This is a genomic window from Pseudoxanthomonas sp. SE1 (assembly GCF_029542205.1).
In the GTDB taxonomy this organism is placed as follows: Bacteria; Pseudomonadota; Gammaproteobacteria; order Xanthomonadales; family Xanthomonadaceae; genus Pseudoxanthomonas_A.
In genome coordinates this window covers 1,045,710-1,057,970 of the sequence record NZ_CP113783.1, presented here as the reverse complement: position 1 = coordinate 1,057,970, position 12,261 = coordinate 1,045,710, and the positions used below count along the sequence as shown (strand labels likewise).

9 protein-coding genes are annotated in these 12,261 nt (G+C 65.0%); 2 read left to right on the top strand and 7 right to left on the bottom strand.

Annotation, left to right across the window (positions count from 1 at the left end):
* Window positions 1–3: 3 nt before the first annotated feature.
* A complete protein-coding gene (locus OY559_RS04820) occupies window positions 4–228 on the top strand; it encodes a YbdD/YjiX family protein (protein ID WP_142123676.1) in 225 nt (74 codons plus the stop codon).
* A gap of 142 nt (window positions 229–370) precedes the next feature.
* Here OY559_RS04820 and OY559_RS04815 read toward each other — a convergent pair whose 3' ends face one another.
* The 3 genes from OY559_RS04815 to OY559_RS04805 all read right to left on the bottom strand — a co-directional run bounded on the left by OY559_RS04815 (window position 371) and on the right by OY559_RS04805 (window position 5,847).
* Window positions 371–1,630 carry a DUF819 family protein gene (locus tag OY559_RS04815; protein ID WP_277728957.1) on the bottom strand — a complete coding sequence of 420 codons (1,260 nt, stop codon included), beginning with the start codon at window positions 1,628–1,630 and terminating at the stop codon, window positions 371–373.
* A 68-nt stretch (window positions 1,631–1,698) separates the two neighbouring features.
* Window positions 1,699–3,765, bottom strand: a complete 2,067-nt coding sequence (locus OY559_RS04810; protein ID WP_277728956.1) for a S9 family peptidase — start codon at window positions 3,763–3,765, stop codon at window positions 1,699–1,701.
* Between the two features lie 93 nt (window positions 3,766–3,858).
* Window positions 3,859–5,847, bottom strand: a complete 1,989-nt coding sequence (locus tag OY559_RS04805; RefSeq protein WP_277728955.1) for an OPT family oligopeptide transporter — start codon at window positions 5,845–5,847, stop codon at window positions 3,859–3,861.
* Between the two features lie 116 nt (window positions 5,848–5,963).
* On the opposite strand from OY559_RS04805, the gene OY559_RS04800 reads away from it, so the two are divergent.
* On the top strand, window positions 5,964–7,772 hold the full coding sequence (locus OY559_RS04800) for a peptide MFS transporter (RefSeq protein ID WP_277728954.1): 1,809 nt from the start codon (window positions 5,964–5,966) through the stop codon (window positions 7,770–7,772).
* Window positions 7,773–7,821: 49 nt separating this feature from the next.
* On the opposite strand, the gene OY559_RS04795 is transcribed toward OY559_RS04800, so the two are convergent.
* From OY559_RS04795 to rfbA, 4 genes are all read right to left on the bottom strand, one after another.
* The gene (locus tag OY559_RS04795; protein ID WP_277728953.1) at window positions 7,822–9,825 is read right to left on the bottom strand and encodes an alpha/beta hydrolase family protein; all 2,004 of its coding nucleotides are present in this window, start codon (window positions 9,823–9,825) and stop codon (window positions 7,822–7,824) included.
* 102 nt (window positions 9,826–9,927) lie between these two features.
* Window positions 9,928–10,815: a dTDP-4-dehydrorhamnose reductase gene (rfbD, locus tag OY559_RS04790; protein WP_277728952.1), complete on the bottom strand. Its 888-nt coding sequence runs from the start codon at window positions 10,813–10,815 to the stop codon at window positions 9,928–9,930.
* Window positions 10,812–11,369 (bottom strand): dTDP-4-dehydrorhamnose 3,5-epimerase, encoded by a 558-nt coding sequence (gene rfbC, locus OY559_RS04785; protein ID WP_277728951.1) that lies wholly within the window; start codon window positions 11,367–11,369, stop codon window positions 10,812–10,814. Before rfbC ends, rfbD begins: the two co-directional genes overlap by 4 nt.
* Window positions 11,366–12,253 (bottom strand): glucose-1-phosphate thymidylyltransferase RfbA, encoded by an 888-nt coding sequence (gene rfbA / locus OY559_RS04780; RefSeq protein WP_277728950.1) that lies wholly within the window; start codon window positions 12,251–12,253, stop codon window positions 11,366–11,368. Before rfbA ends, rfbC begins: the two co-directional genes overlap by 4 nt.
* Between the last annotated feature and the right edge of the window lie 8 nt (window positions 12,254–12,261).

Below are 12,261 nucleotides of genomic sequence, written 5' to 3'. Positions count from 1 at the left end.
GCCATGGGCACGGAACTCGTCCCGCTCTCGCACTTCGCCACGCACAAGCGTGTGTGGCGAAGGCTGGTGCAGACGGCACGGCTCTGCTGCGGCGTGCCGGACTACGACAACTATGTCCGGCACGTACTGGAGAAGCATCCGGACCGGGAACCGATGGACTACAAGACGTTCTTCCGGGAGCGGCAGGAAGCGCGGTTCGGTGGCAGGAGCGGGTTCCGCTGCTGCTGAGGCAAGCAGGATCCGAGGGAAACAAGAAGGGCGAAGCCGTTGGCTTCGCCCTTTTTCTTGGCCTCCTGTAGGAGCGACGTAAGTCGCGACATTGATGTTTCCGGTCGCGACTTACGTCGCTCCTACAGAACTGACATCAGCCCTACCCTGCCATACCGCGCAGCACGATGCCGGTTATGTAGGCGCAATACGTACCCAGCGCATACCCGAACACCGCGAGCAGCACCGCAACCGGCGCCAGCGACGGATGGAATGCGCTGGCGACCACCGGCGCAGACGCCGCCGCGCCGATGTTGGCCTGCGACCCCACGGCGGCGAAAAACAACGGCGCTTTGATCAGCTTGGCGACGATGAAGAGCAGCAGGCCATGGGTCAGGATCCAGATCGCGCCCAGCAGGAACAGCCACGGCTTGTCGACCAGCGCCTTCAGGTCCATGTGCATGCCGATGGTGGCGATGAGCACGTACAGCATCGCGGTGCCGACTTTCGATGCACCGGCGCCCTCCATCTGGCGCGCACGCGTGAAGCTGAGCAGCAGGCCGACCGTGGTGGCGATGACCACCATCCAGAAGAACGTGGAGGTCAGGCTGAAGTCTTCCAGCTTCCATTCGGCAGGTAGCGTCTTGATCCACTCGACCAGCGGCGTGGCAAGGAAATGCGCCAGGCCGGTCGTGCCCAGGCCGATGCCCAGGATGATCATCAGGTCGGTAAGCGTGGGATTGCGTGCATGCTGCGCGTGGTAGCTCTCCATGCGCTCGCGCAGGTCATCGATCACGCGCGTGTCCGCCCCCATCCAGCGGTCGATCTTCGCGGCGCGCGGAATCAGGAACAGCAGGAACGCCATCCACACGTTGGCGACCAGGATATCGACGGCGACGAACTGCCCGAACAGCGTGGAGTCGACCGCGAACACCTCCTTCATCGCCGCCTGGTTGGCACCACCGCCGATCCAGCTGCCGGCGAGCGTGGCCATGCCACTCCAGGTATCACCGCCTACGGTTTCCGGATGGATGATGCCCAGTGCGAGGAACGACACGATGGCGCCCAGCATCACGCCTGCCGTGCCGGTCAGGAACATGATGATCGCCTTGGGCCCCAGCCGCAGGATCGCAACCAGGTCGATGGCAATGCAGAACAGCGCCAGCGAGCTGGGCAGCATGTAATCGCGCGCCATCGCGTACAGGCCCGATGCGTTGCCATCGATCAGCCCGACGCTGTTGTAGATCGCCGGCAGCAGATAGCACATCAACAGCGCGGGTACGACGGCGTAGAACTTCTTCCATACGCCGGCCGGACGCGAGGCGCCCCAGAAGACGAACGCCAGCGTGGCGGCGAGCAGGCCCATCACGACGGCGTCGTTCTGGATCAGTGCAGTGGATGGTGCGGTGGCTTCGATCGCCATCGATCAGGACTCCCCTACGGACTTCGGAAAAGACGATGGCCGGCGCACGGCCGGCCATCGCATGACGCTCAGCGGCCGATGTGCTGCTTCAGCCAGGCATTGACGGTGTCGTGCCACAGGATGCTGTTCTGCGGTTTGAGCACCCAGTGGTTCTCGTCCGGGAAGTACAGCAGCTTCGAGTCGATGCCCTTGCGCTGCAGCGCGGTGAACGTGGACAGGCCCTGGTCCACCGGCACGCGATAGTCCTTCTCGCCCTGCACCACCAGCATCGGCACGCGCCACTTGGCGACGTGGTTGACCGGATTGAACTTCTCGACATTCTCCGGCTTGTCGAACGGCGTGCCGCCGTTCTCCCACTCGGTGAACCACAGCTCCTCGGTCACGTAGCCCATCGAGCGGATGTCGAACACGCCGTCGTGGTTGACCAGGCACTTCCACGGCTCGTTCCAGTTGCCGGCGATCCAATTGATCATGTAGCCGCCGTAGCTGGCGCCGAGCGCGCACGCGTTCTTGCCGTCGAGGAAGGTGTACTTCTCCTGCGCCGCGGCCCAACCCTTCTGCAGGTCTTCCAGCGGGCGGTCGCCCCAATGCTGGCTGATCGCGTCGGTGAAGGCCTGGCCATAGCCGGTCGAACCATGGAAATCGATCATCACCACGGCGTAGCCCTGGCCGGCGTAGGTCTGCGGGTTCCAACGATAGCTCCAGCCGTCGCCGAAGCTGCCCTGCGGGCCGCCATGGATCAGGAACGCGACCGGATACTTCTGTCCTTCCACGTAGTCGTGCGGCTTGACCACGTAACCGTGCACGGTCTCGTTGTTCCAGCCCTTGAAGGTGAACTGTTCGAAATCACCAAACGACACATCCTTCAGCATGTCGCCGGCGCTGGGCGTGATGGCGCGCAGCGGCGCACCGGACAGATTGGTCGTGAACAGCTGATCGCCACTCTTCAGCGTGTTGCGGGTGAGCGCCAGCGTGTCGCCGGCGATGTCGAAGGCCGAGATGCTGCCGTCACCGACGATCTTCTTCACGTCGCCACTCGACGCGTCCACGGCGAACAGGGGATGCTGGCCCACGTCCTGCGCGGTGGTGTAGATCGTCGCGCCATCCTTCGACAGCACGATGCCATCGGCGGAGCGGTCCCACGTCGGCGCGATCTCGCGCACCTGCTTCGTGGCCACGTCCATCGCCATCAGGCCGAATCGATCGGCTTCGAAACCCGGGCGCTTCATCGCCCGGTAGTACAGCGTCCTGCCGTCGGCACTGAAGACCGGGCCGGTGTCCCACGCGGGATTCGCGGCGGTGAGGTTGACGGGTGCCGTGCTGCCATCGGCTGCGAACTGGTACAGGTCGAAGTTGGTGGACCAGGCTTCACCCTTGCCCGCCACGCGGATCGCGGCGACGACGGCGCTACCGTCGGGTGACCAGGTGTATTCGTCGGCGCCGCCAAACGGCTTGGCCGGCGCATCGCCATCGATCGTGTCCGTGAGCGAGGTGGCGTTGGCGACCGGCTTGGCCTTGCCCTCCGGCAATGCGGCCACGAACAGGCGGCTGCGACGGCCGTCGGCCCAGGTGTCCCAGTGGCGGACGAACAGGCCGTCGTAGATCACGCCGGTGCTCTTCTTGGCGGCGGTGTCGTCCAGCTTCTTCTTCGTGCAGGCGAAGTCTGCCTTGCACTCTGCGAAGGTGTCGGTGCTGAAGAGTACGCGCGTCCCGTCCGGCGAGAGTTTGTAGCCGGCCACGTCGAGTGCGAAGGCGGTCAGTTGCTTCGGAGTGCCACCACCAGCCGGCACCGCGTACAGCTGCTGCGCGCCGGACTTCGCGCTGAGGAAGTAGACGGTCTTGCCATCCGGCGAGAACGACGGCGAGTTGACGCTCCAGCCTTCCGGCGTCAGCCGCTTAGGCGGCGCCATGTCGCGGGTGAGCAGGTTGCGGATCCACAGGCTGCTGCTGGCCTTGACCACCTCGGCATCGACGATGCGCTTGGCGAACACGACGGTGCCACCGTCCGGCGACAGGACCGGCGACGAGACGCGGTCCAGCTTCTGCAGGTCGCGCACATCAAGGCCACGGGCGGCGGCCAGCGACGGCAGTGCCGCCAGCAGGCAGAGGGGCAACAGGGCGGATTTCAGCTTCATCCGGGGCTCCGGCAACAGGAAAACCCCGATGGTAGGCGCTAAGCGCGCCGCGGCGCAAAGGCGTGAGGTCACGCCTTTGCGCCATGTGTCCGGTCAGCGGGGACCGGGCTCCACGTCGCCCAGGGCCTTCGACCTGGCGCCGGTGCGGTACAGCAGCCAGCCGACGATGGCCAGGATCACCAGCCCGACGATCTCGCCCCGCTGGAACGCTTCCGGCAGCACCAGCACATCGCGATCCTTGGTGGCGTAGATCGCCACGCCCACCGCGATGCCCATCAATGCCTCGCCGGTGATCAGGCCCGCGGCGAACAGCGTGCCCGGGCGATGCAGGCGGTCGCGCGCTTCCTCGTCCTTCGTGCCGACCATGCCGTGGCGCTTCTCGACCAGGTACGACAGCAGGCCGCCGAGGAAGATCGGCACCATCAGTTCCAGCGGCAGGTAGATGCCGATGGCCGCCGCCAGTACCGGCACGCGGAAGCTGCTTTTCCGGGCCTTCAGCATCTCGTCGATGGCGATGATGACCGCGCCGATCACGGCTCCGATGGCGATGATGCCCCACGGCAGTTCGCCGCCGAACAGGCCCTTGGCGACCGAGGCCATCAGCGTGGCCTGCGGTGCGGACAGCGGGTTTGGATGCTCGGCCGTCGGTGCGCCGATGCCGTAGGCCTCGGACAGGATGTTCAGTACCGGCGCCATGATCAGCGCGCAGGAGAACGCACCGATACCCAGCATCAGCTGCTGCTTCCACGGCGTAGCGCCGACGATGTAACCGGCCTTGAGGTCCTGCAGGTTGTCGCCACCCACCGCTGCGGCGCAGCACACCACCGCGCCGATCATGATCGCGGCCACCGCTCCCAGCGGCGCGCCACCGACACCGACCGCCATGCGCCCGCTCTCGCCCAGCAACAGCAGCAGCACGACCGAGGCGAACAGGATGGTGGCGATGGTGATGCCCGACACCGGATTGTTCGACGAACCCACCAGGCCGGCCAGGTAGGCCGACACCGACACGAACAGGAACCCCGCCACGATCATGATGATCGCCATCGGGATGCTGACGTGCCACATGCCGACGATGGCCTGGTACAGCAGCAGCAGCGGCAGCACGAACACCACCAGCGCCACCAGCATCCATTTCATCGGCAGGTCGCGCTCGGTCTCAGCGACTTCGGCACCGCCCGATCCGGCACGCGCGGCAGCGATGCCGCTCTTCACGCCCGACAGCAACGACTTGCGCAGCGAGAACAGCGTCCAGACACCGCCGATCAACATGGCGCCGACACCCAGGTAGCGGATCTTGGCCGACCAGATCGCACCCGCGATGTCCTCAGGGCCCGCGCCTGCGATGCTCTGCGCCAGCGCAGGATCGGTGCCGAGGAACGCCATGTGGTACAGCGGAATGGCGATATGCCACGACAGGATGCTGCCCGAGAGCACCACGATGCCGATGTTCAGGCCGACGATGTAGCCCACGCCGAGCAGCGCCGGCGAGAGGTTGGTGCCCAGGTAGCCGAGGTATTTGCCGAAGAAGCCCGCGCCCGCCGCCGTGTCCGGGATCAGGCGCATGCCGCTGTGCGCGGCCACCTTGAGCACCGCGCCGATGGCGGCGGAGAAGGCGAGGATCTTCAGACCGGGACCCGGATTCTCGCCGGCCTTCAGCACTTCGGCCGCAGCCTTGCCTTCAGGGAACGGCAGCGGCTCTTCCACGATCATCGAACGACGCAGCGGCACCGAGAACAGCACGCCCAGCAGGCCGCCGAGACCGGCGATGGCCAGCACCCAGGAATACTGGAAATCCTGCCAGTAGCCCAGGATGATCAGCGCCGGAATCGTGAAGATGACGCCCGCCGCGATCGATGAGCCGGCCGAGGCACCGGTCTGCACGATGTTGTTTTCCAGGATCGTACCGCCGCCCAGCAGGCGCAGCACGCCCATCGAGACGACGGCCGCCGGGATGGCGGTAGCCACGGTCAGTCCGGCGAACAGGCCCAGGTAGGCATTGGCGGCCGACAGCACGACGGCCAGCACGATGGCCAGAACGACGGCGCGGAAGGTAAGTTGCGGGGTCCCCGGCGAGCTCATGATGCGTTCCCGAATGGCGGAAAGCGGACAAGCTAGCCTCCGCTGCGCGGCAAGTCCAGCTGCGGCGGCGGGGACGCCGCCTATACTCGCCCTGTTTTCCGACGCCGGAGCGGTCCTTGAGCCACCCTGTCCCCGCGGACACCGACCGCGACGACTTCCTCGGCCATCCCAAGGGCGTCTACGTCTGCTTCTTCACCGAGATGTGGGAGCGCTTCTCCTTCTACGGCATGAAGGCGTTACTGCTGCTGTACCTGACCAAGTACCACCTGTTCGCCGATGGCGCCGGCTACGACCTGATCGGTGCGTACGGCGGGCTGGTCTATTGCATCCCCGTGATCGGCGGTCTGCTGGCCGACCGCTGGCTGGGCATGCGCAAGGCCGTGGTGTTCGGCGGGCTGCTGCTGGTCGCCGGCCATGCCGGCATGGCGTTGGAGGGTGCGGCGGCGGTCTCGGATGGCGGCGTGGTGACCCGCGACGAAGGTGCGTTGCGCACGATGTACCTGTCGCTGGCGCTGATCGTGATGGGCGTGGGCTTCCTGAAGCCCAACATCACCGGCATCGTCGGGCGGTTGTATCCGCTGGGCGATCCGCGTCGCGATGGCGGCTTCAGCCTGTTCTACGCCGGCATCAACCTGGGCGCGCTTCTGGCCTCGCTGGTCTGCGGCTACCTCGGCGAGACGCTGGGATGGAAGTACGGCTTCGGCGCCGCCGGCATCGGCATGCTTCTGGGCCTGGCGATGTTCCTGTGGGGCCAGCGCCATCTGCAGGGCCATGCGGAGCCGCCCTCACCGGGCACCCTGCGCGTACCCGTGCTCGGCGTTCCGCGCGAGGTGGCGATCTATCTCGGTGCCCTGCTCGGCGTGCTGCCGCTGGCCTGGCTGATGTGGGCGGCGGCGAACGGCGCCTTCGCGCTGGGTGGAGAACTGTCGTTGGCGCTGGTCCTGATGCTGGCGGTGCTGATGCTGGTGCTGGGCTGGTTCACCTGGTTCGTCACCACGCAGTGCACCCCGCCGCAGCGGCGGCAGATGATCGCGCTGATGGCGATGATCTCCATGTGCCTGGCGTTCTTCACTCTGTACGAACAGACCTATGGTTCTTGGGTGATGTTCACCGACCGGCTGCTGACCAAGGACCTGTTCCCGGCGCTGGTGCAACCCCAGGGCGTGGTGGTGTGGTCGGACAGCCTGGCGGCGAACACCCGCATGTTCCTCTCCACCGCACCCTGGTCCACGTGGGGGTTGCTGGCGATGCCGCTTGCCTTCGTCGTCGCCGTTCGCGCCTCCGAGCGCAACCCGATGACGGAATTCCCGCGCGCCGTTTTCCTGGGAACTGCCGGCGTGATGGTGCTGCTGGTACTTCGCGATTCCGTCGTGCTCCCGCAGACAGCGGGATCGCTGACCTATCTCGGCGCGCTGTTCCTGGTGGTGCTGGCGCCGATCTTCGCGTGGCTGTGGGCGGCGTTGGGACGGCGTGGCCGCGATCCGTCCAAGCCGTTGAAGGGCGCGCTGGGCCTGCTGTTCGGTGGACTTTCGTTCGTACCGCTCGCCATCGCCGCGCAACAGGTCGGCGACACCGGCGTGATGGCCAGCGTGTGGTGGCTGGTGCTCGCCTATCTGCTGCTGGAAGTCGGCGAGATGTGCCTGGCACCTGTCAGCCTCGCAGCCGTCACCGAATTGTCCGTGCCACGCGTGGTGGGACTGATGATGGGCATGTGGCTGCTCGCCACCGCCTTCTCTGAAACCCTGGCGGCACAGTTCGGCAAGCTGGCGGCCGTGGATATTCCGGAGGACCAGACATGGGACATCGCGCAGGCAGCCGCAGGGTACGCGGACCTGTTCTGGCTGATGATGTGGATCGGCGTGGGGTGCGCGGCCCTGGCGCTGGTCGCGGCACCCGCATTGAAGCGGCTGATGCGCAAGGCTTGAACGACAACGGCGCCCGCAGGCGCCGTTGCGGCACGATCGAACAGGCTGCCTATTTCGCCTTCGCGCCGCCGAGGTGGCGGTGGAAGAAGTCCAGCAGCTTCGTGTAGTACTCGCGCTGGTTGGCTTCCATGTAGAAGCCATGCCCTTCCGTCTTGTAGTACAGCGACTCGACAGGCACGCCCGCGGCCTTCAGGCGACGCTCCATGATTTCAGTATGTTGAACGGGCGCGCGTTCGTCCTCGCCACCGGCGGCAAGGAACACCGGCACCTTGATCCTGTCGGCCATGTTGGTCGGCGAAACCGCTGCCAGGTCGGTGCGCAAGCCTATCCACTCGTTGAGATAGGTCTCACCCGATCCCCGCCGCTGCACGTCACCGCGTGTGTGCATCATCGGCAGGTCGTAGACACCCACGTATCCGGCCGCACAGCGATAGAGCCCAGGCTCCCTGGCTGCCCCCGTGACAGCCGCATATGCGCCGTAACTCGCACCATAAATGCAGATGCGACGAGGATCGGCGATGCCTTGCTGGATGGCCCACTTCGTGGCATCGGTGACATCGTCCTGCATGGCCAGGCCCCACTGGCGGGCACCCGCCTCCTGGAAGGTGCGGCCGTAGCCGCCGGACCCTCGGAAGTTCGGCTGGAGAACGGCGTAGCCAGCGCCGGCAAGCATCTGCGCTTCGTCATGGAAGCGCCACATATCGCGTACGCCGAAGGGTCCGCCGTGCGGAAGCACGACCAAGGGGAGGTTGCGTGGTTCCACGCCCCGGGGCAAGGTCAGGTAGCCATGCAGTGGCAAGCCATCACGCGTGACCAACTGCACCGGCTTGGACTCGGCCATCGCCTCGGGGTCGAACCAGTCCCGACGGCTGAGCAGGTAATCCGCCTTCCTCTCGTTGATGCGGAACAGGTAGAAATCGCCCGGGTTGCGGTCACTGGACATCTCGACCAGCGCAGTGCCGCCATCGGCTGTGATGGAGGTGATACCGACAGTGTGTCCGGCGAAGGCCTGCTCGAGCTCACGCTGCAGGATCGCCTCCTTGGCTGACTTGTCGAAGAAGGCCGTGCGTGGACGCCCATCCATATAGAGCGCGCCCACCGGCACGCGGCCGCCGGTCGCAGCGGCATCCAGTCCCACGACACCATCACTGTAGATGATGCCGTATGGATCGACGGTGGCATCCTGCAGCACGGTCTTTCGCTGACCCGAACCCACGTCGTAGGCAACGATGATATCGGGACCCTTGCGCTGCTCGCTCAGCAGATAGGCGATGCGATCATCTGCGGAAAATCCAAGTGCATACTCGCCGACGCCAGTCGCGGACTCATCGTTGATCAGCGACCATTCGGCGCCTTCGCCCGACCGGTAGTAGAGCTTTCGGATATTGTCGGAACCGGCGCCACTGGCGAACCTCACGGTGCCGGCGTTGTCAGTCACGAAACTGGCACGCCGGATCGGCGCGCGCGCCACCTGTGTCCGTCGACCGGAGTACACGTCCATGCGCTCCGCACGCGTGTAGGGGTCTTCGCTGAAGGGCCACACCGAAATGATGACGTTCTTGTCGTCACCCGGCAGTGTATCGACCAGGAACGCGGCCACGTCCTCGACCTTCTTGGGCTGGATGCGAGTCCCTGCGCCACGACTCTGCACCCGATAGCCGACGAGCATTTCCAGCTTGGTGCCGTCGACATTGATCCCGTACAACTCACCGGTCGGCTGCGGCTCGTCCAGCGCGCCGTACTTCTCGGAAATGGCAATCAGAACACGCTCGGGGTTGACCCACCAGAAACCGGATACGTGCGTGTTCTTTCCCAGCACGAAATGCGCAGTCAGCTTGTTGCCGCTCCTCAGCATGATCGCGAGTGCGGTCCTGTCCTCCAGCCTGACGGTCGCCGCATAGTACTCGCCACCCGGCGAGAGCTTGATGTCGTCGAACTTGTCCTTGCGGACGAACGCACCCACGTCGACGTCGTTGGCCGCCTCCGCGGACGCGGCGGCAAGACACACGCACAACAGGATGGCCTTGACGGCCACATGGATCCACTTCGTCATACTGCCTCCCCAGGCGATGCAGGCAGCCATCGTTCCACACCCACGAGCCGGGTTCAACGGTCGTGGACGCATGGACGGCAAGGCGTGGCTGCTTGCGGGCCTTCAGCCGCCGAGCACCTGTTGCAAGCCAGTCCGCCAGTCCGGTAGAGGACGTCCCAGTTGCTGCTCGAGCTTGCCAACGTCAAGCCGCGAATAGGAGGGGCGTTGTGCCCGCGTGGGGTAATCCGCCGTTGTGATGGCCAGAACACGGGGGGCGCGCGCCAGCAAACCCCGCGCGACTGCCTCATCGAAGATGGCTTCCGCGAAGCCATGCCAACTCGTCTCACCGCGCGGCGTCAGGTGGAAGGTGCCGGAAACCGGGGCCTGCTTGCGCAACAACTCGGCCGTCACGTCCGCGATCAGACTCGCGGGAGTCGGTGTGCCACTCTGATCGGCCACCACGCGCAGTTGATCCCGCTCGGCCCCTACCCTCAGCATGGTTCTCAGGAAATTATGGCCATACCGGCCATAGACCCACGCAGTTCGCAGGATCAGGTGACGGCCACCGGCATTGCGTACCGCCTCTTCGCCGGCCAGTTTGCTGGCGCCGTACACGCCGAGCGGCGAGGTCGCATCATCCTCGCGGTAGGGACGTGTGCCCTGGCCGTCGAAGACATAGTCCGTCGAGTAATGCACGAAAGGTGTGCTGCGGTCCGCACATACCCGCGCAAGCACACCCGGCGCCTCCGCGTTTGCGCGGAATGCGGCCTCGATGTCGTCTTCGGCCTTGTCCACCGCCGTATAGGCGGCTGCATTGATGACGATTGTCGGCCGGACGTGCTCGACCAGTTCAACCAGGGTGTCGGGCCGGTCGAAGTCGGCGACTTCACAGCGACCACCATCGGGCAGCTCACCGGACCGCGTCGCAGGCACGACCTCGCCCATCGCCGCCAGGCTGCGCCTCAACTCATTGCCGACCTGTCCATTGGCCCCCAGTAGCAGGAACGTCACGGCGCGTATACCGGCAGCCGCTCGGGCGCGATGTCGGCCAGCAGCGGTGCGGCTTCATCCTTGGCCGACAGCAAGGGCGCGGACACGGGCCAGTCGATGCCAATCGCAGGGTCGTTCCACCGCACACCAGCGTCTGCCGCCTTGTCGTATTGGGCCGTACACAGATAACTGAATATGGCCCGTTCGGACAACACCGCGAAACCGTGCGCGAATCCTTCCGGGATCCAGAACTGGCGCTTGTTCTCCGCGCTGAGGATCACCGCCGCCCACTGGCCGAAGGTCGGTGATCCACGGCGGATGTCGGCGACGACATCATAGACTTCGCCCTCCAGCACGCTGACCAGCTTCCCCTGGGGGTTCGGCCATTGGTAGTGCAGTCCGCGCAGCACGCCACGCGATGAAGATGACACATTGCTCTGAACGAACTTCGTCGGAAGACCCTGCTGGCCGTAGCGGTCGGCGTTCCAGGTTTCAAAGAAGAAGCCGCGGTCGTCGCCGAAGACGGCTGGCTCGACTACCACGCAACCGGGCAGGCTGGTTTCAACAACCTTCACCTGACCACTCCACGTGCTGCCAGCGAGAGCAGGTATTGTCCATATCCATTCTTGGCCAGTGGTGCCGCCAACTTCTCCAGCTGAGCCGCATCTATCCAGCCATTGCCATAAGCAATCTCTTCAGGACAGCACACGCGCAGCCCCTGGCGCGCTTCGATGGTTTCGATGAAAGTCGACGCTTCAAGAAGCGATTGGTGTGTGCCGGTATCGAGCCAGGCGTGCCCACGGCCAAGCTGCTCCAGGTGCAGGTTGCCGGCTTCGAGATAGCAGCGATTGAGGTCCGTGATCTCCAATTCACCACGCGGTGATGGTTTCAGCGAAGCTGCGTACTCGCTTGCCCGCCCATCGTAGAAATAAAGGCCGGTGACGGCGTAGTTGGATCGCGGTGTAGATGGCTTTTCTTCGATACCGATCACGCGTCCGTCCTTGTCGAACTCCGCGACACCGTATCGTTCAGGGTCGTTGACCCAGTAGCCGAAGACGGTAGCGCCACTCTCGCGGGAATCCGCACGACGCAGCTGATCCGTGAACCCATGTCCATAGAAGATGTTGTCCCCCAGAACCAGGCAGCTCGGCTTCCCATCGACGAAATCGCGACCGATGAGGTAAGCCTGTGCCAAGCCATCCGGGCTCGGCTGGACCGCGTACTCGATGTTCATGCCCCACTGGGATCCATCGCCGAGCAGAGCCTTGAACAATGCCTGTTCGTGCGGCGTATTGATCACCAGAACGTCACGGATGCCCGCCAACATCAGCACACTGAGCGGGTAATAGATCATGGGCTTGTCGTAGACCGGCAACAACTGCTTGCTGATGGCCTGGGTCAGCGGATAAAGGCGGGTGCCGGAGCCACCCGCCAGGATGATGCCTTTGCGCGTCGTCATGTCATGCC